The following is a 23690-nucleotide window of genomic DNA, read 5'->3' on the forward strand; positions in this document are numbered from 1 at the left end:
TGCGCCCTACGTATTACCGCGGCTGCTGGCACGTAGTTAGCCGGCGCTTCTTCTGCAGGTACCGTCACTTTCGCTTCTTCCCTGCTGAAAGAGGTTTACAACCCGAAGGCCGTCATCCCTCACGCGGCGTCGCTGCATCAGGCTTTCGCCCATTGTGCAATATTCCCCACTGCTGCCTCCCGTAGGAGTCTGGGCCGTGTCTCAGTCCCAGTGTGGCCGGTCGCCCTCTCAGGCCGGCTACCCGTCGTCGCCTTGGTGAGCCACTACCTCACCAACAAGCTGATAGGCCGCGGGCTCATCCTTCACCGCCGGAGCTTTTAACCCTCACAGATGCCTGCAAGAGTGTTATCCGGTATTAGACCCCGTTTCCAGGGCTTGTCCCAGAGTGAAGGGCAGATTGCCCACGTGTTACTCACCCGTTCGCCACTAATCCCCACCGAAGTGGTTCATCGTTCGACTTGCATGTGTTAAGCACGCCGCCAGCGTTCGTCCTGAGCCAGGATCAAACTCTCCGTGAATGTTTTCCCGTAATCGGGACGACACCACGAGAGCGGAACGATCGGAGGAATGATCCGACCGTTCACAGCGTCCTCGCTGTGTTTTTTCTTCAAAGGAACCACGTCCCAGCCGATGTCGGCCGGAGACGGGGTATCAACATATCTGGCGTTGACTTTTGGCACGCTGTTGAGTTCTCAAGGAACGGTCGCTTCCTTTGTACTCACCCTCTCGGGCTTTCCTCCGGGCTTCCCTTCGGTCTTGCGTTTCCGACTCTATCAGATCCTTTCGGCGTCCGATTCCCGGTCGGCGGGATTGTCTGGGGCTTTCCGGCTCTCGCCCGTCGGCCTTTCGACATTCACTACGTTAGCCGATTCCCGTCGAGACTCATAATCGAGCTCCGCGAGTTCGAATTCGGGCATGCGGGCATGCAGAATTCGACCCCGTCAGGGGGAAGTCGTAGGTAGTGGGTGGCCGCTTCCGACTGCTGGCGATTGCCGTACCCGGTTCAGCGGCTCGGGATACATTACGCACCTTCCAGAGCCGCGTCAACTTGAGCGGCGGCGGGGTACATGGGCCCGATAGGGGCTCACCGTCGGGTCGTTGGCGATCCAGAACCGCCAAGGGTGGGCGTCCCCGTTCCCTCCTTCGCCGGCGACTCCGGTCCGGGGACCGTTCCGTACCTGGTCGGAGTGGACGGGGGTGCCGGTCAGCATCCGCAGCGGTGTCTCACCGGCGGCACACGCGTCCACGCCGTCCAGGGCGCGGGTGACGTCCAGAGCGGTGGCCAGGCGGGCCGGGCCTTTGGCCAGTTCGCGGTCGTATCGGGCCGAAAGTCGACGTTTGCGCGCGAGCTCGGCCCCCTCCAGGACCTCGCCGGCCCGGAGCAGGACGGCGCTCGCCCTGCTCTCCGGTCCGCACACCAGGTTCATGCAGAACCACATGCCGTAGGTGAAGTAGACGTACACGTGTCCGGGCGGACCGAACATCACCTCGTTACGGGGGGTGCGGCCACGGTAGGCGTGCGATCCCGGGTCGTTCGGGCCGTCGTACGCCTCCACCTCTGTGAGGCGCACCGCGATCGGTCCCTCCGGGGTGGTGCGGACGAGGGTGCGGCCGAGGAGATCGGGGGCGACCTCCAGTACAGGGCGGTCGAAGAAGCTCCTGGGGAGTGGCGTACGGTCCGGGGGCACGATCATGGCGTCCGAGCCTAGTCCAGGCCGCGGATTCCAAGGGCTGGTCAAGGAATCGTCCGCTTGCCAGGGTGTGGGCCGGAACCGGTCGCGACCGGATCGCGTTTGTAGGGATCAAAGGTCCGTACGTAAAGGGAGAGTCATGGGCTTCAAGAAGCTGCTCGCGAGCCTGGGTGCCGGTGGGGCGTCCGTCGAGACGGTGCTCACCGAGAGCAACGTCGTACCGGGCGGCGTTGTCCAGGGCGAGGTGCGGATCCAGGGCGGGTCGGTGAACCAGGAGATCCAGGGGCTGTCCGTGGGACTCCAGGCCCGGGTCGAGGTGGAGCACGGCGACGAGGAGTACAAGCAGAACATCGACTTCGGCAAGGTGCGGCTCGGTGGTGCCTTCGAGCTCCAGGCGGGGGCGGTGCACGCGGTGCCGTTCGGGCTGGAGATCCCGTGGGAGACGCCCGTCACGATGATCGACGGGCAGGCGCTGCGCGGGATGCACATCGGGGTGACGACCGAGCTGGAGATCGCGCGGGCGGTCGACTCGGGTGACCTCGACCCGGTCAACGTGCATCCGCTGCCGGCGCAGAAGGCGATCCTGGACGCCTTCATCCAGCTGGGCTTCCGCTTCAAGAACGCGGACCTGGAGAAGGGGCACATCCGGGGTACCCGGCAGACGCTCCCCTTCTACCAGGAGGTGGAGTTCCACCCGCCGTCCCAGTACCGGGGTCTGAACCAGGTGGAGCTGAGCTTCGTCGCGGACGGGCACGCCATGGACGTCGTCCTCGAAATGGACAAGAAGCCCGGCCTGTTCAGCGAGGGCAGCGACACCTTCCGGTCCTTCCAGGTGGGTCTGCACGACTTCCACGGGACCGACTGGGCGGCGTATCTCAACCAGTGGCTGTCCGAGGTCGGCAGCAAGCGCAACTGGTTCTAGGCTCGGGAACCACGGATTCCGTACTCGATCCGCATCGACCCTATGGATCAGGAGGTACCGAGGTGACCGAGCTCAAGCGGCGACCTCTCCCCCATGACTTCCACCCGCCCGTGCCGTCGTTCAGGGTGACGAGCGAAGACGTCGAGGAAGGGGCGGCGCTCAAGGACGCTCAGGTCTACGCCAAGGGCAACACCTCGCCGCAGCTGCGGTGGGAGGGCTTCCCGGCCGGGACCAAGAGCTTCGCCGTGACCTGCTACGACCCGGACGCGCCGACGGGCAGTGGATTCTGGCACTGGTCCGTGTTCGACATCCCGGCCTCGGTGACCGAGCTGCCGGCGGGTGCGGGCAGTGGCAAGTTCGAGGGGCTGCCCGAGGGCGCGGTGCAGGTGCGCAACGACTACGGGTCGAAGGACTTCGGTGGTGCCGCGCCGCCGCCCGGGGACGGACCGCACCGGTACGTCTTCACGGTGTACGCGGTGGACCAGGAGAAGCTCGGTCCGGATGCCGACGTGTCGCCCGCCGTCGTCGGGTTCAATCTGCGGTTCCACGCGATCGCGCGTGCGCAGCTGGTCGGCGAGTACGCGGTTCCCGCCGAGGGCTGACCCGGCTCGCGAAAATCAGTCGAGCGTTCATTGAACGTTTGCCCGCCTCTGGTCTTGGAAGTGATCAGAGGCGGGCAGTTTTTATTGCGTTGTCCATCTCGGCGCGCCCGTCCAAAGTTGATCCAAGCCCGCCGGGGGTGGGCACGGTGCACATGGGAGGTGGGCTGGATGCGTGACACGCTGGTTCTGAACGCGAGTTTCGAGCCGCTGTCCACGGTGACGTTGAACCGCGCCGTTGTCCTGGTGTTGCAGGACAAGGCCGTCGTCGAGCAGGCCCACCCCGAACTGCGCATGCGCGGTGCGGACGTGGACATACCTGCGCCGCGGGTGATCAGGCTGTGCCGGTACGTACGGGTGCCGTTCCGGAGACAGGCGCCCTGGTCGCGACGGGGAGTGCTGGTCAGGGACCGGCACAGATGCGCCTACTGCGGGCGGCGGGCGACGACCGTGGACCATGTGGTGCCCCGGGCGCAGGGCGGCACCGACTCGTGGCTGAACACGGTGGCCTCGTGCGCGGAGGACAATCACCGGAAGGCGGACCGGACGCCCGAGGAGGCGGGGATGCCGTTGCTGCGGCTGCCGTTCGAGCCCACGCCGCGGGATGCGATGCTGCTGGCGATGGGGGCCGAGGACTACGCGGCGTTGCCTGAGTGGTTGGCGGGGGATGTGGCCGCCTAGTCCTCTGCCGGGTGGATCGCCGTCTCGCGGCTGCGGCTGCGGCTGCGTCGTGGCTTGTCGCGCAGTTCCCCGCGCCCCTTACGTGGGCGCGGGGAACGTCTGTTTTGAGGCGCCCTAGTCGATGTTCGGCTTTTCGCGGCGTTCCTGGGCCGGGATGTTGCCGCCGCCGCCCGAGCCGCCGCCCAGGGGGCCGAAGTTGCCCATGGCGCCGGAGAGGCCCTTGAGGGCGTCGCCGATCTCGCTGGGGACGATCCAGAGCTTGTTGGCGTCGCCCTCGGCGATCTTCGGGAGCATCTGGAGGTACTGGTAGGAGAGGAGCTTCTGGTCCGGGTCGCCGGCGTGGATCGCCTCGAAGACCGTACGGACCGCCTGGGCCTCGCCCTCCGCGCGGAGTGCCGCCGCCTTGGCCTCACCCTCGGCGCGCAGGATCTGGGACTGCTTCTCGCCCTCGGCGGTGAGGATGGCGGCCTGGCGGGTGCCTTCCGCGGTGAGGATCGCGGCGCGCTTGTCACGGTCGGCGCGCATCTGCTTCTCCATCGAGTCCTGGATGGAGGTCGGCGGCTCGATCGCCTTGAGTTCGACGCGGTTGACGCGGATGCCCCACTTGCCGGTGGCCTCGTCGAGGACGCCGCGCAGGGCCGCGTTGATCTCCTCACGGGAGGTCAGCGTGCGTTCCAGGTCCATGCCGCCGATGATGTTGCGGAGCGTGGTGACGGTCAGCTGCTCGATGGCCTGGATGTAGCTGGCGACCTCGTAGGTGGCCGCGCGGGCGTCGGTGACCTGGTAGTAGATGACCGTGTCGATGTTCACGACCAGGTTGTCCTGGGTGATCACCGGCTGCGGCGGGAACGGTACGACCTGTTCACGCAGGTCGATGCGGTTGCGGATGGTGTCTATGAACGGGACCACGATGTTCAGGCCGGCGTTCAGAGTCCGCGTGTAGCGGCCGAAGCGCTCCACGATGGCGGCGCTCGCCTGTGGGATGACTTGGATCGTCTTGATCAAGGCGATGAAGACCAACACCACCAGAATGACCAGGACGATGATGACCGGTTCCATCGTCGCTCCCCGTACCCTTCTCCGCCTCGGCGCTTCGGCAGATCTTATGGTTGTTGAAGATCTTGCTGGATGAGTCTGACAGACGCACGCGCAACTCGGGGACTCTTCTGTTCAGTTGAGTCTTACGAGGTCAGATGACTATCGCCGTGGCCCCCTCGATCTCCACGACGTCCACTTCCTGTCCCACTTCGTAGGCACGGTCCGGGTGGAGGGAGCGGGCCGACCAGATCTCGCCGGCGAGCTTGATCCGTCCGTCCGCGCCGTCGACGCGTTCGAGGACGACGGCCTGTTTGCCCTTCAGCGCGTCCACGCCGGTGGCGAGTCCGGGGCGCTGGAGGGCGTGCCGGTTCGCGATGGGCCGTACGACGGCGATCAGGGCGACGGAGACGACGACGAAGACGAGTACCTGGAGCACGACGCCCGCGCCGAGTCCTGCGGTGCCTGCGGCGGCCACGGCGCCGACCGCGAACATGCCGAACTCCGGCATCGCGGTCACCACGAGCGGGATGCCGAGCGCGGCTGCGACGACGAGCCACCACACCCATGCGTCGATGTTGTTCACATCGTCATGGTAGGGCCGGGGGTACCGAACCCGACAGGGTGCTTTGCCGCGTCAACGCCCGTCAGGACAGGGGCAGTCCGTGGGCGGTCCAGCGGTCGCCGAGCTGTTCGACGACGAGCGGGAGGCCGAAGCAGAGGGAGAGGTTGCGGGAGGTCAGCTCGAGCTCCAGCGGGCCGGCGGTGAGCACCTTGCCCTGGCGGATCATCAGGACGTGGGTGAAGCCGGGGGCGATCTCCTCGACATGGTGGGTGACCATGATCATGGAGGGGGCGATCGGGTCACGGGCGAGCCGGCCGAGGCGGCGGACCAGGTCCTCGCGGCCGCCGAGGTCGAGGCCCGCGGCGGGCTCGTCGAGGAGCAGCAGTTCGGGGTCGGTCATCAGGGCGCGGGCGATCAGGGTGCGCTTGCGCTCGCCCTCGGAGAGGGTGCCGAACTTCCGGTCGATGTAGTCGGTCATGCCGAGGCGGTCGAGGAAGGCGCGGGCGCGCTGCTCGTCGACCTCGTCGTACTCCTCCTGCCAGTGGGCGGTCATGCCGTAGGCGGCGGTGAGCACGGTCTCCAGGACGGTCTGGCGCTTGGGGAGCTTCTCGGCCATCGCGATGCCGGCCACGCCGATGCGGGGGCGCAGGTCGAAGACGTCGACCCTGCCGAGGGTGTCGCCGAGGATGGTGGCGGTGCCCTTGCTGGGGTAGAGGTAGCTGGAGGCGATGTTCAGGAGGGTGGTCTTGCCGGCGCCGTTGGGGCCGAGGATGACCCAGCGCTCGCCCTCCTTCACCGACCAGGAGACCTGGTCCACCAGAGCCCGGCCCTCCCGGACCACGGATACGTCCTGAAGCTCCAGAACATCGCTCATGAGCGCGTTGTCTCCCCTTGCAGTGTGGCCGGTCTCGGCTGTCGCGTACGCCTGTGGCTCGGGCGGCGGCACGGGTGGGCGCAGCCCTTATGAAATCTACGCCACGAGTGCGGCGCTCCAATCCATCGGTCCGGTCCTTAGGGTGGGGGCATGCTCACGGAACCGCGTTCAGGACGCCTCGCCGCTTGGGGAAATGCCCTATTGGCCGGACTTGTCTCTCCGGATGAAGCCGTGCTCGCCATCGTCGGCGAGGACGCGGTGCACCGGGTGGAGGGGCTGCCGGGTGAGCCGGCTCCGGTCGGGCTCACCCTCGCGCTGGGGCGGCTGCGGGCGCTCGGGGCGACCGCGCTGCGGGTCGCGCTGCCGGCCCCTGGGCATCCGCTGGGGCTGAGCGGGCCGCCGGAGTTCAACGCGCGGGCGCTGGAGGCGGAGGAGGCGGTGGTCTGCCACGGCGCCGCGTTCGGCTTGGTGCCCGAGGTGCACGAGGCCGGGCCGGCCGGTGACGTGCATGTCGAGGTGGTCTGGCACGTTCTGCCGGTGCGGGAGGCGCCGCCGGCCGACGTGCCGTCGCTGGGGGAGGCGGAGCGGGAGCTTGCGGAGGCGCTGCGGGACGCGACCGAGGTGCTGTCGAAGCTGGACGTCGCCGGGTCGGGGCCGGTGGCGGAGGCGGCGATCGACGCGTACCGGGCGCGTGCGGAGCGCGGCCGGGAGGTGCTGGCGCCGGGGTATCCGCCGCGGGCGGTGCGGGTGCTGGAGCTGGCGCAGCGGGTGGGGCTGCTGGTCTCGCTGGCGTACGAGAACGGGCACGGGGGTGCGGTGAGCGCCTCGGAGATGGCGGCGCGGGGTGCCGCGTTGCGGCCGGTGGAGCGGACGGCCCGGCGGGCCCTGGTCGCGGCGTACGACTCCGTCGTGGAGGAGCGGGAGCGGGGCCGCTAGGCGGTCCGGGGGCCGGCGCCCCCGGACCTTCCCGCGCTACTTGTTGGTGGCGTGGTTGCCGAACGCCGGGTTCAGCAGGCCGATCACGTTGACGGAGAGGCCGCTGGCGTTGACCGGGACGTTGACCGGGACCTGGATGACGTTGCCGGAGACGACGCCCGGGGAGTTCGCGGCGTCGCCGGTGGCGGTGGCGTCGGCGAAGGCGGCACCGGCGGAGGCACCCGCTGCGATACCGGCGACGGTCATGGCGACGGCGGCCTTCTTGGCGATGTTCATGGGAAGGGTTCCTCCTGCGTGTGCGTGTCCGGCCCGACCGTGGGCCGTGCCTGATCAACGCCGGTGGGCCCGCCGGTGGCACGGACCGGGGCGCGTGACTGCCCGTTCGGATCATTGGACCGAAAAGATCACCGGGCGGAGAGATCACCCGGTGGACAGATCACCAGGTGGACAGATCACCGGGTGGAAAAGCCGACCGGCCTCCCCGGGAGCGCCCGGAGAGGCCGGAGGTCGATGCCGCGGATGCGGCGCGGTCTCAGTGGTTGAGGCCGAGGTTGCCGAAGGCGGGGTTCAGCACGCCGATGACGTTCACGCTGTTGCCGACGACGTTGACGGGCACGTGCACCGGGGCCTGGATGACGTTGCCGGAGACGACGCCGGGAGAGCCCTGGGCGCGGCCGTCGGCGTGGGCGCCGCCGGTGTGGGCGGAGGCCATCCCCGCGCCCGCGGCCACGATCCCGCCGGCCACCATCGTCACGGCCGCTGCCTTCTTCAGGTTCTTCACTTCTTGAGCCTCCTTGGCGATCGCCACGGCGGTCGCCGCGGCACGCACTGAAGAACGGCGGCGGCCGGGAGAGGATGCGCCGTCCGGGTGACATTCCCACGACGGTATGAATCTCAGCCCGGAGGACGACCCTCCATGTTGCCGTCGGTGAAGCGTTGCGGAGGGCGTCTCAGCCGGTCACGCCATGGCGAACGGCCCAGAGGGCGGCCTGGGTGCGGTCGGCGAGGTCGAGTTTCATCAGGATGTTCGAGACGTGCGTCTTGACGGTCTTCTCGGACAGCACCAGCGCACGGGCTATCTCCCGGTTGGAGCGGCCGTCGGCGATCAGCCCGAGCACCTCGCGCTCCCGCTCGGTGAGCGAGCCGCCCCGGCCCTGGCCGGAGTGGGCCTCCTCCTGGGAGAGCAGGGCGCCGGCCACCTCCGGCTGGAGCAGGACGTGCCCGGCGTGCACCGAGCGGATGGCGGTGGCGAGCGCGTCGGGATCGACGTCCTTGTAGACGTACCCGGCGGCGCCGGCGCGCAGGGCCGGGACCACCGTGCGCTGTTCGGTGAAGCTGGTGACTATCAGCACGCGCGCGTGGTTGTCGAGTTCGCGGAGCCTGCGCAGGGCGTCCACGCCGTCCATGCCGGGCATCTTGATGTCCATGAGGACGACGTCGGGGGCCAGTTCCTGCGCGCGTTCGACCCCTTCGGCGCCGTCGGCCGCCTCGCCCACGACCTCGATGTCGTCCTGCACCTCCAGGAAGGTGCGCAGGCCCCGTCGGACGACCTGGTGGTCGTCGACCAGGAGCACCCTGATTGCGTCAGCCACCGGGGACCTCCAGCTCGATCTCGGTGCCCTTGCCGGGCGCCGACTCCACGGTCAGGGTGCCGCCGACGCCGTCCGCGCGGTCCCGCATGGAGACCAGGCCCAGGTGGCGTCCGGCACGGCGGGTGAGGTGCGGGTCGAAGCCGGTGCCGTCGTCCGTGACCCGCAGCACGGCGCCGCCGCCGCGCCGGTTCACGGTCACGTCGACGTGCTCGGCGCCGGAGTGCCGCAGTGCGTTGTGCAGTGCCTCCTGGGCCACCCGGAGCAGGGCCTCCTCCTGCGCGGCGGGCAGGGCGCGGAAGCCGCTCGCGGCGAAGGTCACGCGCGCGGTGTGGGCGCGGTCGAGGACCTGGACCTGGGTGCGCAGGGTGGCGATCAGGCCGTCCTCGTCGAGGGCGGCGGGCCGCAACTCGACGACGGCGGCGCGCAGTTCGTCGGCGGCCTCGGCGGCCAGCGCGGCCACCTGCTGCAACTCGCCCTTGGCGCGGCCCGGATCGCGGTCGACCAGGGCGGCGGCGGCCTGCGCGGTGAGGCGCAGGGAGAACAGCTTCTGGCTGACCGCGTCATGGAGTTCGTGGGCGAGCCGGGAGCGCTCCTCGGCGATGGTCAGTTCGCGGCTGCGCTCGTAGAGCCGGGCGTTGGTGAGGGCGATGGCCGCGTGCTGGGCGAGGATGGAGAGCAGTTCCTCGTCCTCGGCGGTGAAGCCGCAGCCGCCCTCGGGCTTCTGACAGTTCTTGTTGGCGAGGAACAGCGCGCCGATGACCTCTTCGCCGTCGCGGATCGGCAGTCCCAGGAAGTCGGACATCTCGGGGTGGGCGGAGGGCCAGCCCTCGAAGCGGGGATCCTCGCGGACGTCGGCCAGCCGCTCGACCTTCGCCTCGTGGAGCATGGCGGCGAGGATGCCGTGCTGGCGCGGGAGCGGGCCGATGGCCTTCCACTGGGCGTCGGTGACGCCGTCGACGACGAACTGGGCGAAGCCGCCGTGGTCGTCGGGGACCCCCAGGGCGGCGTACTGCGCGTCGAGCAGCTCGCGGGCGGAGGCGACGATCGTCTTGAGGACGTCGCGCACCTCCAGATGCCTGCTCATGGCCAGCAGCGCGGCACTGACCGCGGCGAGGCCGGACCGGGGACCGTGACTCATGCCCTCACGGTACCGGCGGGCTCCGACACCGGGGATCGGGCGCTGGGGGCAGCGCCGGGGCCGGTGGGCGTAGGCCCGGGGTCCTAGGGCCCGGGGCCCCGACCGTCGGCTTAGTCCGAAGGACCCCGTGCGGTTGCGGCCCGCGTCCGAGGCGGCCGGGGCGGGCCGGTTCCTACGTTGGGGTCACCGCCGACCAGGGCGGACGGAGCCGAGGGGACGGTTGTCATGCCGGTAGCGATCATCACGGGGGCCTCGAAGGGGCTGGGGCGGGCGCTGGCCGAGGCGCTGGCGGCGCGGGGCTGGGACCTGGTGCTCGACGCCAGGGGTGCCGGGCACCTGAAGGAGGCGGCGGAGGCCCTGGCGGGGCACGGGGTGCGGGTGGCGCCGCTGCCCGGGGACGTCACGGACGCCGGGCACCGGGCGGAGCTGGTGGCCGCCGCGCGGGCGCTGGGCGGGGCGGACCTGCTGGTGAGCAACGCCAGCGCGCTGGGCGCCGAGCCCCTGGTACGCCTCGGTGAGCTGCCCCTGGAGGGACTGCGGCGGGCGCTGGAGGTGAACGTGGTGGCGGCGCTGGGCCTGGTCCAGGAGGCGCTGCCGCTGCTGCGGGAGTCACCGGTGGGCGCGGTGGTCGCGGTCAGCTCGGACGCGGGTTCCGAGGCGTACGAGACCTGGGGCGGCTACGGCGCCTCGAAGGCGGCCCTGGACCAGCTGGCGGCGGTGCTCGGTGTGGAGGAGCCGGGGCTGCGGGTGTGGGCGGTGGATCCCGGGGACATGGCGACGGAGCTGTACACGGCGGCCGTACCGGACGACGACGGTCCGCGGCCGGCGCCGGAGTCGGTCGTACCGGCGTTCCTGCGGCTGCTCGACGAGCGGCCCGCCAGTGGGCGGTACGGGGCGCCCGCGCTGGTGGCGGGGCGATGACGACCGTGCTGAGGGTGCCGGAGGAGCTGTCCGCGCGGGTGCCGGCCGAGCAGCGGGGGCCGGGGCTCGACCGGGACGCCGTACGGCTGCTGGTGTCGCGTGGCACGGCGGTGTCGCACCACGGCTTCGCCGAGCTGCCCGGTCTGCTGCGGGCCGGGGACCTGCTGGTGGTGAACACCTCGCCGACGCTGGCGGCCGCCGTGGACGGGCGGGTCGGGCACGCGCGCGTGGTGGTGCACTTCTCCACGCGCGGGGACGCGGCGCACGGGGACGGCCGGTGGGCGGTCGAACTGCGGGAGCCGGACGGGAGAGGGACCACGCGCGCGCGTACGGGTACGCACGCGGGGAGCGAGGTACGGCTGCCGGGCGGCGGGCTGCTGGTCCTGGAGGAACCGCTGAGCGCACGGGGCGAGCGGCTGTGGTGGGCGCGGACGACGGCGGACGTACGAGGGGTGCTGCGGGAGCACGGGCGGCCCGTCCGGTACTCCTACACGGAGCGGGACCAGCCGCTGTCCGTCTACCAGACGGTGTTCGCGCTGCCGTCGGCCGACGGGGCGGGGAGTGCGGAGATGCCGAGCGCGGCGCGGCCCTTCACCGCCCGGACGGTGGCGGAGCTGGTGAGCCGGGGGGTGCAGTTCGCGCCGGTCACGCTGCACACGGGGGTGTCGTCGGCGGAGGCGCACGAGCCGCCGTACGCGGAGCGGTTCGCCGTGCCGGCGGAGTCGGCCCGGCTGATCAACGCGGTGAAGGCGGGCGCGGGGCGGGTGGTGGCGGTCGGGACGACCGCCGTACGGGCCGTGGAGTCGGCCGCCGGGGCGGACGGGGCGGTGCGGGCGGCCGAGGGGTGGACGGAGCTCGTCGTGACGCCGGAGCGCGGGGTGCGGGTGGTGGACGGGCTGCTGACCGGGCTGCACGAGCCGGAGGCCTCGCATCTGCTGATGCTGGAGGCGGTGGCGGGGCGGCCGGCGGTCGACCGCAGCTACGAGGAGGCGCTGCGCGGGCTCTACCTGTGGCACGAGTTCGGGGACGTGCACCTCATCCTGCCGGAGGAGAGGCCTCACACAGAGCATTGCGACAGCAACTCATCGTGAGAAACCTGTAGGTCCGATGTGAGGCCGCACATAGGGCGCACATCACGTACGAACGGACATAGGAGATAAACAGCCCCCGCACGAACGGGACAGACGGCCCAGTCTGTCCCGTTTTGCCCTTACGGGCCCTACTACCCGGGGTCGTACGTCACACCTTTGCCTCGGGATTTTGCGGCCGCTAAGAATGGCTGCCGTCGCTCAGCACCGCGGGTTCCCCCCGCGGTGTTCGTGCAGGAGGAGCCGGTCTCCTCCCGCGGACAACGAGCGACCTCCGCGCTATTCGAAGAGGTCCACTGCCATGCCCAAGAACACCCACAGTCCCGCGCTGACCAAGCATCACAAGATCGCGCTCGCCGGTGTCGCCGCCCTCGGCGCCGCCTCCATCGCCTTCTCCGCCGTGCCCAGCAGCGCGGACACGACCGTGACCGGGTCCCCCGAGACCGCGGCCAAGGTGGTCTACGGCACCGAGCAGATCAAGGACGTCAAGGGCTCGGTCACCGACCAGCTCGCCCTCCAGAACCTCAAGGTCGAGGCCATCGCCGCCAAGCAGAAGGCGGCCAGCGCCCACACCCTGCACGTCGCCCACGTGAAGCAGGCCCACGCGGCCCACGTGAAGCACGTCGCCGCCCAGGTGGCGAAGCAGGCCGCCGCGACGAAGGCCGCCAAGGCGCGCGCCGCCCAGCAGGCCGTGAGCCGGGCCGCGCAGCGCCCGCAGGTCCAGCAGGTCGTCGCGAAGACCTACAGCAACAACCTCGACGGCTGGATCCGCCAGGCCCTCGACATCATGAAGGCCAAGGGCATCCCGGGCTCCTACAGCGGCCTGCACCGCAACATCATGCGGGAGTCCTCCGGCAACCCGATGGCCATCAACAACTGGGACATCAACGCCATCAACGGCATCCCCTCCAAGGGCCTGCTCCAGGTGATCCCGCCGACCTTCAGCGCCTACCACGTGGCGGGCACGTCCTGGGACATCTACAACCCGGTCGCCAACATCACCGCCGCCGCCAACTACGCGGCCCACCGGTACGGCTCGATCGACAACGTCAACAGCGCGTACTGAGGCAGGCGCGGACCTCAGCACCGGCGCGCCGAAGGGCGGCACCCCACTGTGGGGTGCCGCCCTTCGGCGTCGCACGCGGGGGCCGCCGCGCGACCGGTGCGGCCCTACTTGCGCATGACCTCGGGCTCGTGGCGGCGCAGGAAGCGGGCGACCAGGAAGCCGCAGACCACGCCGAGGACGAGCAGCACGACCATGTCCATGCCCCAGGCGCCGGCCGTGTGCGCCCACAGCGGGTCCTTGCTGGTCGGGTCGTCGGTGTTGGGCGCGATGTTGTTGAAGTCCAGCGTGGCGCCGGCGGCACCCACCGCCCAGCGGGACGGCATCAGGAACGAGAGCTGGTTGGCCCCGACCGCGCCGTTCAGGGTGAACAGGCAGCCGGTGAACACCACCTGGATGATCGCGAACATCACCAGCAGCGGCATGGTCTTCTCGGACGTCTTCACCAGCGAGGAGATGACCAGGCCGAACATCATCGAGGTGAAGCCGAGCCCCATGATCGGGATGCACAGCTCGAACAGGACGGAGTGGCCGAGGACCACGCCCTGGTCGGGGATCGTGCGGCTGGAGAACCCGATCAGGCCGACCATCAGGCCCTGCAGCACGGTGATCACGCCGAGCACGACCACCTTGGACATCAGGTACGCCGACCGGGACAGGCCGACCGCGCGCTCCCGCTCGTAGATGACCCGTTCCTTGATCAGCTCACGGACGGAGTTCGCGGCGCCCGCGAAACAGGCGCCGACCGCGAGGATCAGCAGGACCGTGGTCGCCGTGCCGTTCGGCACGGGGATGCCGGTCTTGTGGTTGACCGGGTTCACCAGCAGGGTCTTGTCGCTGTCGATCAGCAGGCTGACCGCGCCGAGCACCGCCGGCAGGATCACCGTCAGCGCCAGGAAGCCCTTGTCGGAGGCGATGACCGCCGCGTACCGCCGCACCAGGGTCAGCAGCTGCGAACCCCAGCTCTGCGGCTTCTTCGGCTTCATCACCTGCATCGGCGGCATCTGTACGGCCTGCGGGGCTATGGCGTCGATGTCCGCGGCGTACATCTGGTAGTGCTGGGAGCCCTTCCAGCGTCCCGCCCAGTCGTAGTCGCGGTAGTTCTCGAAGGCGGAGAAGACGTCGGCCCAGGAGTCGTAGCCGAAGAAGTTCAGCGCCTCCTCGGGCGGGCCGAAGTAGGCGACGGCACCGCCCGGCGCCATCACCAGCAGCTTGTCGCACAGCGCCAGCTCGGCCACCGAGTGGGTGACCACGAGGACCGTGCGGCCGTCGTCGGCGAGGCCGCGCAGCAGCTGCATGACATCGCGGTCCATGCCCGGGTCGAGGCCCGAGGTGGGCTCGTCGAGGAAGATCAGCGACGGCTTGGTGAGCAGCTCCAGGGCGACCGAGACCCGCTTGCGCTGGCCGCCGGACAGGGAGGTGACCTTCTTGTCCTTGTGGATGTCGAGCTTCAGCTCGCGCAGCACCTCCTCGATGCGGTCGTCGCGCTCCTGGCCGGTGGTGTCGGCGGGGAAACGCAGCTTGGCCGCGTACTTGAGGGCCCTCTTGACGGTCAGCTCCTTGTGCAGGATGTCGTCCTGCGGGACCAGACCGATGCGCTGGCGCAGCTCGGCGAACTGCTTGTACAGGTTGCGGTTGTCGTACAGCACCTCGCCCTCGTTGGCGGGCCGGTAGCCGGTGAGCGCCTTCAGCAGGGTCGACTTGCCGGAGCCCGACGGACCGATGACCGCGATCAGGGACTTCTCCGGGACACCGAAGGAGACGTCCTTGAGGATCTGCTTGCCGCCGTCGACGGTGACGGTCAAGTGGCGTGCGGAGAACGAGACTTCGCCGGTGTCGACGAACTCCTCCAGCCGGTCGCCGACGATCCGGAACGTGGAGTGGCCGACGCCGACGATGTCGTTCGGGCCGAGCAGGGCGCTGCCGCCCTTGGCGATCGGCTGACCGTTGACGTACGTGCCGTTGTGCGAGCCGAGGTCGCGGATCTCCATACGGCCGTCGGGCGTGGAGTGGAACTCGGCGTGGTGGCGGGAGACCTGGAGGTCGGACACCACGAGTTCGTTCTCCAGGGCACGGCCGATGCGCATCACCCGGCCGATGGAGAACTGGTGGAACGTGGTCGGGCTGCGGTCGCCGTAGGCCGGCGGCGCCCCCACGCCACCACCGGAGGCCGCGGCCGGGGCGCCCTGCTGCTGCGGGATCCCCGACGAGGCCTGCTGCCAGCCCTGTTGTGCCGCTTCCTGCCGTGGCGCGGGCGGCTGGGACCAGCCCGCGCCGCCCGCGCCCTGCGCCGCGTACGGCTGCGCCGCCGGCGCGGCGGCCTGCGGCGCGGCCTGCTGCTGCGGCGGTGCGACGGCGGTCGCGGCGCCGGAGAGTCCCAGGCGCGGTCCGTCGTTCGCGTTGCCGAGGTGCACGGCGGAGCCCGGGCCGATCTCCATGCGCTGGACGCGCTGGCTCTGCACGAAGGTGCCGTTGGTACTGCCGTGGTCCTCGATGACCCAACTACGGCCGTCGAAGCTGATCGTGGCGTGCCGCCAGGAGACCCTGGCGTCGTCGAACACGATGTCCCCCTGCGGATCGCGTCCGAGGGTGTATGACCTGGACGGTTCGAGCGTCCAGGTACGTCCGTTTGATTCCAGTACGAGTTCCGGCACGCCAAGCCCCATGAGTAGTCCCCCGAGTTACCCCCATCACAGGGAGTCTAGGGATGTCGAACATCGTCGGGAACTATTTCAGGCTCCGCCCTCTGACCGAAAGTCGGGCCCTGTGGGGGCCTCGTACGAGCGCTTCGACTCTTTCCGTTGACGGGGTTGAAAACGGGCCGGAGAGTGGTAATCCACGCGAGGAGGACAAGCGCGACGGGGCAGCCCGGGGCGTTCCGCGGATCGGGGGGTCTGCCATGGGTTCTGGCACGTCCGGTACGTCCGGCACCGGAGTCGAGAGCGCGCGCGGCGGCGCGCGGCTGCCGTGGGTCGACATCCTGCTGTCCGCGATCGCCGCCGTGAGCTGGGCGTTGATCGGCATGGCGGGCACGGCGGCGCTCGGTCTGCACCTGCTGCGGGCCGACGCGGCGGGCTCCCTGGGCCCGATGACAGCGGCGGTTGTGGCACTCGGGGCGGGTGGTTCGGTCACACCGAACGGAGATCTGTCCGCTTTCGGACTGAAGGGTGCCAAAGCGACGACAGCCATCGAGATCACGCCACTGGGCGTGAGCCTGGTCGGTGCGCTCCTTTTGTCATGGTTCTTCTTACGGTCCCTGCGCACGGCCGGAGTTGTCGTCGCGCCCGCCGAACTGCTGGCCCGCGCGGGCTCGGTGGTCGTGCTCTTCGTGGCGACGCTGGGCGGACTGGCGTGGGCGGGGCACTCGGTCGTGACCATCGACGGCGGCGCACTCGGGCTGGACGGGCTGACGGGGGCGGGCGGAGGCGGAGGGGGCGGCGGAGGCGGTCTGAACATCCCCGGCATCGGGGATGTCGGCGGGCTGCTCCCGGACCGCCTCGGCGACCTGGTGAAGGCCGACGCGGCGGTCGGGTTCCGCGTGGACACGGCGGCGACGCTGGCCGGGGGCCTCGCGTGGTGCGCCGGCATCCTGCTGATCGCCCTGCTGGCGTCGCGCCGGACTCCGCTGCCCCGCGGCTGGGAGGGCGTGCACAGGGTGGTACGTCCGGCCGCCTCGGCGCTGGTGACGGTCCTGCTGGTGGCCGTGGCGGCGGGGTGGGCGGCGGCGGCCTACGCGGCCGTCGGCGACCCGCATCCGGCGCGCGTCGCGGGAGCGGCCCTGCTCGGCGCCCCGAACGGCGTCTGGCTCGGCCTCCCGATCGGCCTCCTCGTCCCCTTCGACGGCAGGGCGACGGGCGTCCTGACCGCGTTCCTGCCCCATCCCCTGGACGACTTCCTCACCTCGGGCTCCGACCGGTCGGTGACCCTGGGACACCTGGCCGAACTGGACGGCCGGGTATGGCTGCTGGGGGTCGCGGCGGCACTGCTGATGCTGCTGGCGGGGGTCTTCACGGCGGTACGGACACCGGTGGGGCGGACACGGGCCGGGCGGGATGCCGTGGGGCGAGGGGGCGCGGAGCAGGGGGGCGCCGCGGGGTCGGGGGGAGGTGCCGGCCGGGGTGCCCTCGGGTTCGCCGGGCGGTGTGCCGTGCGGCTGGGGATCGCGACCGCGCTGACGCTCCCGCTGCTGGCCTGGCTGACGGGCGTCTCGGTGGACGCCTCGCTGTCGGTGCTGGGCTTCGACGCGTTCGGTGCGGGGATCGAACTGCACGGGCAGTCGGGGATGGCACTGCTCCTCGGGGCGGCCTGGGGCGCGGCCGCGGGAGCGGCGGGAGGGCTGCTGGCGTGGGCGACCGGGGCGGCGGGGTCGCGGGCGGCACCGCTGGCTCTGGGGAACGCGGAGCCCGGCGGAACGGGCCGGGCCGGCGGGCCGGCGTACCCGGAGACGGCGGGGGCCCCGGGCGGGACGGCGTACCCGGGGGCGGCGGGGGCTCCGGGCGGGCCCGGCGGCGGGACGGCGGGGCCGTATGCGCCGGGCAGCCCCTACCGGCCGCCGAATCCGGGCACCAACCCCTACCTCCGTATGCCGGACGGGCTGCGGGAGAGCGGAGACGGCTGGGGGGCCTGGCCCGAATGGCAGCGGGCGCCTCGCAGGCCGGAGCAGGGAGCGGGGGCCGGGCCGGGGTACGGCGCCGCGCGGGAACCGCGCGTACCCGGCCCCTACGATCGTCCGGCGCCTGGAGGCCGGGGCCCTGAGCCGGGAGCGGCGTCCCCGGATGCCCCGGATGCCCCGGCCGCGCCAGGGCGCCGGGGATCGCCCGCCGCACCGGAACCGGCCGACGGCCCGCAGGCGGGCAGCCACCGGTCCTCGGAGGAGACGCGGCCGGGGACCGGCGGGGACTCCTCCGAGGTACCGCCCGGCTCGGACGACGTGTACGGCGCCCCCACGATGGCCCGGCCGCTCGGTCCTCCGCCCCGCTCCCCACGGGCCCGTCCGGCGCCGCGCCGGGGCGACGGCGCCCCGGACGGCCCGAACACCGGACCGCCGCCACCTCCTCCGCCCCCTCCCCCGCCGCCGCCCAGGCGGCCGAAACGATGAGGCCGGCGTGCGCGAGGCACCCGGGGGCGCCCAGGGAGCGCGGGCGGGACGCGAGGGCGCGGGCGGCTCGGGCGGGAGCTCGGGCGGGAGCTCGTGCGCGGCGCGCACGCGGTGTCCGTACTGCGCGCAACCGCGCAACCGGGCCGGAAACCGTGGGCGACGGCGCGACGAGCACGGTGGGCCCCGGCCGCTCGGTCATCGCACGCACGTTCGCCCGTCGCCCGGAAGCAAAGCGTCCGACACCGGCCCGACACCTATTGTTCCGTGTCCGTCAGGCGGACCACCTGCGCCACAGGCACTGCGTGCCGGTTACGGTTGTCACACCATGAGCGATCCGCAGACCTCCGAGGTCCCCACTCTCCTCGTCAAGATTTTCGGCAAGGACAGGCCGGGCATCACGGCCGGCCTCTTCGACACTCTTGCCGCGTACATGGTCGACGTGGTCGACATCGAGCAGGTCGTGACGCGAGGCCGCCTGGTGCTGTGCGCGCTCGTGACCCAGCCCCCAGCGGGTCTTGAGGGCGACCTCAGGGCGACCGTGCACAGCTGGGCCGAGTCGATGAAGATGCAGGCGGAGATCATCTCCGGCCGCGGCGACAACCGCCCGCGTGGTCTCGGCCGTTCCCTGGTCACCGTCCTCGGCCACCCCCTGACCGCCGAGTCGACGGCCGCCATCGCGGCCCGGATCGCCAAGACCGGCGGCAACATCGACCGTATCTTCCGGCTCGCCAAGTACCCGGTGACGGCGGTCGAGTTCGCGGTGTCCGGCGTGGAGACCGAGCCGCTGCGCACCGCCCTGGCCTCCGACGCGGCCGAACTCGGTGTGGACATCGCGGTCGTCGCGGCGGGCCTGCACCGGCGGGCCCAGCGGCTGGTCGTCATGGACGTGGACTCGACGCTCATCCAGGACGAGGTGATCGAGCTCTTCGCCGCGCATGCCGGCTGTGAGGACAAGGTCGCCGAGGTGACGGCGGCCGCGATGCGCGGCGAGCTGGACTTCGAACAGTCTCTGCACGCGCGCGTGGCGCTGCTGAAGGGGCTGGACCAGTCGGTCGTGCAGAAGGTGCGCGCCGAGGTGCGGCTGACCCCCGGTGCGCGGACCCTGATCCGTACGCTGAAGCGGCTCGGCTACCAAGTCGGCGTGGTCTCGGGCGGTTTCACCCAGGTCACCGACGATCTGCGGGAGCGGCTGGGGCTGGACTTCGCCCAGGCCAACACGCTGGAGATCGTCGACGGGAAGCTGACCGGCCGGGTGACCGGCGAGATCGTGGACCGGGCGGGCAAGGCGCGGCTGCTGCGCCGGTTCGCGGCCGAGGCGGGTGTGCCGCTGTCGCAGACGGTGGCCATCGGTGACGGTGCGAACGACCTGGACATGCTGAACGCGGCGGGGCTCGGGGTCGCCTTCAACGCCAAGCCGGTGGTGCGCGAGGCCGCGCACACGGCGGTGAACTTCCCGTTCCTGGACACGGTCCTGTATCTGCTGGGCGTCACCCGCGAAGAGGTCGAGGCGGCGGACACCCAGGACGAGGACTGATCGGCCGGCCGAGCAGGGCACGAGGGACGAAGGGGCCCGGCACCGGGGATCCGGTGCCGGGCCCTTGACCTTGTCGCGGCCCGGTACCGGGGTACCGGGCCCTGCCCTTGTCGCGGTCCGGTGCCGGGCCCCGACCGTGTCGCGTCGGCTTCAGGTGGTCGTACGGCGGCGGGGAGCCGGTCTCATTCGGACGGCGCCCAGTAGTCCGTGAGCGCGGCCGCACCGGGCTCCAGGGCCTTCCAGGAGCCCTCGAACGTGACGACGGCGAAGGCGGCGGCGGGGAAACCCCGGCGGTTCATCCGCTCGCGGGCGTCGCTCTCGGCCGTGCCGGCCAGGATCTCGGTCACCCCGTGCACGCCGGGGTTGTGGCCGATGAGGATCACGTTCTGTACGTCGTCGGGCACCTCGTTGAGCACGGCGATCAGCTCGCCTGGCGCGGCCTCGTACACCCGCTCCTCGTAGACGGTTTTCGGCCGGTGCGCGAGCTCGTGGACGGCTAGCTTCCAGGTCTCCCGGGTGCGCACGGAGGTGGAGCAGAGGGCCAGGTCGAAGGTGATGCCGCTGTCCGCCAGCTTGCGTCCGGCGACGGCGGCGTCCGTGCGGCCCCGGTCAGCGAGCGGTCGCTCGTGGTCGGTCACCTGTGGCCAGTCGGCTTTCGCATGGCGGAAGAAGACGATCCTGCGGGATTCTGCGACGCTCATGACACCCAGCTTCGCATGAAACAGGCCATCGGGCGCAGGGAGTTGACATGCGGCTTCGCCCTGTCCGGCAGCGCGGGCGCGCTAACGGGAGACGATCTCCCGGACTCGCTCGACGAGGTGGGTGACGGCCGGGTCGCCGGTGGCCGCGTGGGCGTCCGCCGGGTTCAGTATCAGCAGCAGCAGGGAGACGAAGGCGAGCGCGGGCAGGGCGAGCGCCCACCAGGGAAGCCTGATGTCGACGCTGCCCGGGGTGGCCGGGTGGGGCCGGGTGTGCGTTCGGGCGGGCATGGTCGCCTCCGCTGGTCTCCGTCCTCGGGTGACCGCCCCTCGCGGCCACACCTCGAAACTACGGAATCCGCGGTCGCCGACCCATCCGGTGACCCACCCACTTCACCCTGACCCTCACCCCCTAGGGGATGGTGGGGCTAGCCCCACCGTCGCCGGGCGGGGCGGCGGTCAGGGGGACGCGAGGGTCGCGATGACGGCGATGACGATGAAGATGGCGAAGAACGAGCCAAAGACGATCAGCATCTTCTTCTGGCCGTTCTGGGGGTTCGGGTCGAGCACTGGCATGGGCCCAGTCTGGCACCTGCCGGAGGACGCGGGCCGCGCGGGGTGCCAGGGGCCACCCCGACGGCGGATCGTCAGGCCGGCGGGCTCAGAGGCCACCCCCACGGCGCATCGTCAGGCCGGCGGGCTCACCTCGTCCTCCACCGTGCGGTCGCGGCCCGCCAGCCAGCCGACGGCCATCTGCGGGACCATCAGTACGACCATGAGCAGGATCGGCACGCCCCAGCCGCCGCTGCTCTGGTAGAGCACGCCCACCAGCAGCGGGCCGGGGATGGAGATGAGGTAGCCGGTGCTCTGGGCGAAGGCGGACAGCTGGGCCACCCCCGCGCCGGTCCTGGAGCGCATCCCGACCATGGTGAGGGCCAGCGGGAAGGCACAGTTGGAGACGCCGAGCAGCAGCGCCCAGGCCCAGGCGCCGGCGGCGGGCGCGAGGTACAGACCCGCGTATCCGGCGAGGCCGCAGACGCCCAGCACGATCACGATCGGGCCCTGGTGCGGCAGCCGGGTGGCCACCCGCGGGATGACGAAGGCCAGCGGCACGCCCATCACCATGGTGACGGCCAGCAGCAGCCCGGCCGTGCCGGCGGACACTCCGGCGTCCCGGAAGATCTGGGCCATCCAGCCCATCGTGATGTAGGCGGCGGTGGCCTGGAGCCCGAAGAACACGGCGAGCGCCCAGGCGGTACGACTCCGGGTGATCCGCAGCGCGGGCCGCTCCTGCTCCGCACGCGCGCGGGTCCCGTCGGCCGGCGCGGCCGGGCCCCGGTCGCGCACCAGCGGCACCCATGGCAGCACGGCGGCCGCCGCGAGGGCCGCCCAGACGACCAGGCCGGTCTGCCAGCCGCCGCCCAGCGCGTCGGTCATGGGCACGGTCACCGCGGCGGCGATCGCGGTGCCGGCGGCGAGCGCCATCGAGTACAGGCCGGTCATGGAGCCGACCCGGTCGGGGAACCAGCGCTTGACGATGACCGGCATCAGCACGTTGCTGACCGCGATGCCCATGAGCGCGAGCGCGCTGCCGGCCAGGAACCCGGCCGTGCCTCCGGCGTACGGCCGTATCAGCAGGCCGGCCGTGATGGCCACCATGCCGGCGCAGACCACCGCGGGCGGTCCGAAGCGGCGGGCCAGCCGGGGGGCCATGACCCCGAAGACGGCGAAGCAGAGCGGGGGGACGGAGGTGAGCAGTCCGGCCACGCTGCCGCTCATGCCGAGCCCGTCGCGGACATCCGCCAAGAGCGCGCCGAGGCTGGTGATGGCGGGGCGGAGGTTGACCGCGGCCAGCAGGATGCCGACCACGAAGAGCCGTGTGGTCCACGCGCGCGTGGAGCGAGCGGGGCTCCGGTCGGGCGCCGTGGGGCCTGTGGTCATGGGTGCTGCGGATGTCGCGGGTGTCGTGCGTGCCGGGGGTGTCGTGCGTGCCGGGGGTGTCGGGGCTGGTGTTGTCGTCCGGGATTCCTCGCCTGCCATGAGACCCATCATAGAATCATGGGATGATTGGTTGTCCACCTCCGGGCAGGCCCGACCGCCCTCGCCCGGTCCTCGCGTGCGAAGGTGTGCCATGCCTCTGAGCCATCCGCGCCGGTCGGCGCTGTCCGAGCAGGTCATCGCCGAGCTGCGGAACCAGATCGCCTCCGGCGAGTGGCCGGTCGGCTCGCGCATCCCCACCGAGCCGGAACTGGTCGAGCAGCTGGGAGTGGCCCGCAACACCGTCCGGGAGGCCGTCCGCGCGCTGGCGCACAACGGGCTGCTGGACATCCGCCAGGGCTCCGGCACGTACGTCGTGGCCACCAGTGAGCTGGCGGGTGTGATGCACCGCCGGTTCGCCGACGCCGACCCCCGGCACATCGCCGAGCTGCGCTCCACGCTGGAGTCGTCGGCGGCCCGGCTGGCCGCCGCCCGGCGCACCGACAAGGACCTCAGGCAGCTGGACGCGCTGCTGGTGCGCCGGGAGCGGGCCTGGGAGTCGGGCGAGACGGAGGCGTTCGTGACGGCCGACGCGACCTTCCACCTCGCCGTGGTGGCCGCCTCGCACAACGACGTGATGACGGCGATGTACGCCGACCTGGGCGAGGTGCTGCGGGACTGGCTGCGCGCGGACGTCGGTGCCGAGCTGACACCGGAGACGTACATGGACCACGCCCGGCTGGTCGAGGCGATCCGCGCGGGCGACGCGGACGCGGCGGCGAAGGAGGCGGGGAGCTACCCGTTCCAGTGCCGTCCGGGCCGGTTCAGCTCACCTGAAGGTGGCTGATCCACACCGCGCGGACGTCCTTCCAGCAGCGTCCGGAGAGCCGTACGGTGCTCGCCGGGCCGGCGTCGGCGGGGGCGCCGTCGGTGTCGATGTCCCACCACTCGGCGCACTCGATGTGCAGCTGCACCCGGTCGGTGGCGACGTAGGGGTTGTGGCAGTAGGCCACCACACGGGAGCCCTGGACGGTCGTCCGGCAGGACGCGCCGAACAGCTGCGGGGCGGGTGGGTGACCGCTCGGCACGCGCGCGTGGGAAGCGGCGTCGTACGGCAGGGCGAGCACCAGGGCGAGGGCCGCGGCCGCCGGGGCCAGGCTGCGGGACAGGCGCACAAGGGGACCTCCTCGGCCGGGCTGGGGAGGGTCATCGCGGGGTGGACGCGTGATCCGACGCGATTCCAGGGTGCGCCGAGCGGGCGGCGGCGGCCCGGCCGGT

At 71.3% G+C, this 23690-nt stretch carries 24 protein-coding genes and 1 rRNA gene; 10 read left to right on the plus strand and 15 right to left on the minus strand.

Going from position 1 to position 23690, the window contains the following annotated elements:
* Both MB828_RS20225 and MB828_RS20230 read right to left on the minus strand, forming a co-directional pair.
* Positions 1-518 (minus strand): 16S ribosomal RNA (locus MB828_RS20225); the annotation flags it as partial.
* 525 nt (positions 519-1043) lie between these two features.
* Positions 1044-1694, minus strand: coding sequence for a DNA-3-methyladenine glycosylase (locus MB828_RS20230; protein WP_301649436.1), 651 nt, complete (start codon positions 1692-1694; stop codon positions 1044-1046).
* Between the two features lie 136 nt (positions 1695-1830).
* Between MB828_RS20230 and MB828_RS20235 the strand changes: the two genes are divergently transcribed.
* The 3 genes from MB828_RS20235 to MB828_RS20245 all read left to right on the plus strand — a co-directional run bounded on the left by MB828_RS20235 (position 1831) and on the right by MB828_RS20245 (position 3893).
* A complete protein-coding gene (locus MB828_RS20235) occupies positions 1831-2613 on the plus strand; it encodes a sporulation protein (RefSeq protein ID WP_133026860.1) in 783 nt (260 codons plus the stop codon).
* A 62-nt stretch (positions 2614-2675) separates the two neighbouring features.
* Positions 2676-3215 (plus strand): YbhB/YbcL family Raf kinase inhibitor-like protein, encoded by a 540-nt coding sequence (locus tag MB828_RS20240; RefSeq protein WP_301649437.1) that lies wholly within the window; start codon positions 2676-2678, stop codon positions 3213-3215.
* A gap of 168 nt (positions 3216-3383) precedes the next feature.
* Positions 3384-3893, plus strand: coding sequence for an HNH endonuclease (locus MB828_RS20245; protein WP_133026862.1), 510 nt, complete (start codon positions 3384-3386; stop codon positions 3891-3893).
* A 114-nt stretch (positions 3894-4007) separates the two neighbouring features.
* Here MB828_RS20245 and MB828_RS20250 read toward each other — a convergent pair whose 3' ends face one another.
* From MB828_RS20250 to MB828_RS20260, 3 genes are all read right to left on the minus strand, one after another.
* Positions 4008-4952, minus strand: coding sequence for an SPFH domain-containing protein (locus MB828_RS20250; protein WP_133026863.1), 945 nt, complete (start codon positions 4950-4952; stop codon positions 4008-4010).
* A gap of 130 nt (positions 4953-5082) precedes the next feature.
* Entirely contained in the window at positions 5083-5514 is a 432-nt protein-coding gene (locus tag MB828_RS20255) for an NfeD family protein (protein WP_046728006.1), read from the minus strand.
* Positions 5515-5575: 61 nt separating this feature from the next.
* A complete protein-coding gene (locus MB828_RS20260) occupies positions 5576-6367 on the minus strand; it encodes an ABC transporter ATP-binding protein (RefSeq protein WP_301649438.1) in 792 nt (263 codons plus the stop codon).
* A 150-nt stretch (positions 6368-6517) separates the two neighbouring features.
* On the opposite strand from MB828_RS20260, the gene MB828_RS20265 reads away from it, so the two are divergent.
* Entirely contained in the window at positions 6518-7303 is a 786-nt protein-coding gene (locus MB828_RS20265; RefSeq protein WP_301649439.1) for a hypothetical protein, read from the plus strand.
* A 36-nt stretch (positions 7304-7339) separates the two neighbouring features.
* Here the strand turns inward: MB828_RS20265 and MB828_RS20270 are convergent, their stop codons facing one another.
* From MB828_RS20270 to MB828_RS20285, 4 genes are all read right to left on the minus strand, one after another.
* Positions 7340-7579, minus strand: a complete 240-nt coding sequence (locus MB828_RS20270) for a chaplin (RefSeq protein WP_301649440.1) — start codon at positions 7577-7579, stop codon at positions 7340-7342.
* Between the two features lie 256 nt (positions 7580-7835).
* Positions 7836-8084, minus strand: a complete 249-nt coding sequence (locus MB828_RS20275) for a chaplin (protein ID WP_132885979.1) — start codon at positions 8082-8084, stop codon at positions 7836-7838.
* 169 nt (positions 8085-8253) lie between these two features.
* Positions 8254-8895, minus strand: a complete 642-nt coding sequence (locus MB828_RS20280; protein WP_301649441.1) for a response regulator — start codon at positions 8893-8895, stop codon at positions 8254-8256.
* Positions 8888-10033 carry a GAF domain-containing sensor histidine kinase gene (locus MB828_RS20285; protein WP_301649442.1) on the minus strand — a complete coding sequence of 382 codons (1146 nt, stop codon included), beginning with the start codon at positions 10031-10033 and terminating at the stop codon, positions 8888-8890. The genes MB828_RS20280 and MB828_RS20285 overlap by 8 nt, the downstream gene beginning before the upstream one ends.
* 225 nt (positions 10034-10258) lie before the next feature.
* Between MB828_RS20285 and MB828_RS20290 the strand changes: the two genes are divergently transcribed.
* From MB828_RS20290 to MB828_RS20300, 3 genes are all read left to right on the plus strand, one after another.
* Positions 10259-10954, plus strand: a complete 696-nt coding sequence (locus MB828_RS20290) for an SDR family NAD(P)-dependent oxidoreductase (protein ID WP_301649443.1) — start codon at positions 10259-10261, stop codon at positions 10952-10954.
* Positions 10951-12045, plus strand: a complete 1095-nt coding sequence (locus tag MB828_RS20295) for an S-adenosylmethionine:tRNA ribosyltransferase-isomerase (protein WP_301649444.1) — start codon at positions 10951-10953, stop codon at positions 12043-12045. Before MB828_RS20290 ends, MB828_RS20295 begins: the two co-directional genes overlap by 4 nt.
* 298 nt (positions 12046-12343) lie before the next feature.
* Positions 12344-13108, plus strand: a complete 765-nt coding sequence (locus MB828_RS20300; protein WP_301649445.1) for a transglycosylase SLT domain-containing protein — start codon at positions 12344-12346, stop codon at positions 13106-13108.
* Between the two features lie 104 nt (positions 13109-13212).
* Here the strand turns inward: MB828_RS20300 and MB828_RS20305 are convergent, their stop codons facing one another.
* Entirely contained in the window at positions 13213-15771 is a 2559-nt protein-coding gene (locus tag MB828_RS20305; RefSeq protein WP_301649446.1) for an FHA domain-containing protein, read from the minus strand.
* A gap of 233 nt (positions 15772-16004) precedes the next feature.
* Between MB828_RS20305 and MB828_RS20310 the strand changes: the two genes are divergently transcribed.
* Both MB828_RS20310 and serB read left to right on the plus strand, forming a co-directional pair.
* Positions 16005-18203 (plus strand): streptophobe family protein, encoded by a 2199-nt coding sequence (locus MB828_RS20310; protein ID WP_301649447.1) that lies wholly within the window; start codon positions 16005-16007, stop codon positions 18201-18203.
* Between the two features lie 325 nt (positions 18204-18528).
* Complete coding sequence (gene serB / locus MB828_RS20315) at positions 18529-19737, plus strand: phosphoserine phosphatase SerB (RefSeq protein ID WP_133026873.1); 1209 nt, start codon at positions 18529-18531, stop codon at positions 19735-19737.
* Positions 19738-19919: 182 nt separating this feature from the next.
* Here the strand turns inward: serB and MB828_RS20320 are convergent, their stop codons facing one another.
* The 4 genes from MB828_RS20320 to MB828_RS20335 form a co-directional block, all read right to left on the minus strand.
* Positions 19920-20438: a SixA phosphatase family protein gene (locus MB828_RS20320; RefSeq protein ID WP_301649448.1), complete on the minus strand. Its 519-nt coding sequence runs from the start codon at positions 20436-20438 to the stop codon at positions 19920-19922.
* A gap of 81 nt (positions 20439-20519) precedes the next feature.
* The gene (locus tag MB828_RS20325; RefSeq protein ID WP_133026875.1) at positions 20520-20726 is read right to left on the minus strand and encodes a hypothetical protein; all 207 of its coding nucleotides are present in this window, start codon (positions 20724-20726) and stop codon (positions 20520-20522) included.
* Positions 20727-20894: 168 nt separating this feature from the next.
* Positions 20895-21011 (minus strand): SGM_5486 family transporter-associated protein, encoded by a 117-nt coding sequence (locus tag MB828_RS20330; protein WP_089107830.1) that lies wholly within the window; start codon positions 21009-21011, stop codon positions 20895-20897.
* 111 nt (positions 21012-21122) lie between these two features.
* Positions 21123-22376: a CynX/NimT family MFS transporter gene (locus tag MB828_RS20335; RefSeq protein ID WP_430381402.1), complete on the minus strand. Its 1254-nt coding sequence runs from the start codon at positions 22374-22376 to the stop codon at positions 21123-21125.
* 190 nt (positions 22377-22566) lie between these two features.
* Here MB828_RS20335 and MB828_RS20340 point away from each other — a divergent pair, with 190 nt between their 5' ends.
* Complete coding sequence (locus tag MB828_RS20340; RefSeq protein ID WP_133026877.1) at positions 22567-23259, plus strand: FadR/GntR family transcriptional regulator; 693 nt, start codon at positions 22567-22569, stop codon at positions 23257-23259.
* Here the strand turns inward: MB828_RS20340 and MB828_RS20345 are convergent.
* Entirely contained in the window at positions 23237-23587 is a 351-nt protein-coding gene (locus MB828_RS20345) for a hypothetical protein (protein WP_133026878.1), read from the minus strand. The two genes, MB828_RS20340 and MB828_RS20345, sit on opposite strands and share 23 nt — an antisense overlap.
* Between the last annotated feature and the right edge of the window lie 103 nt (positions 23588-23690).

The organism is Streptomyces arenae (assembly GCF_022343545.1).
Classification (GTDB): Bacteria; Actinomycetota; Actinomycetes; order Streptomycetales; family Streptomycetaceae; genus Streptomyces; species Streptomyces humi.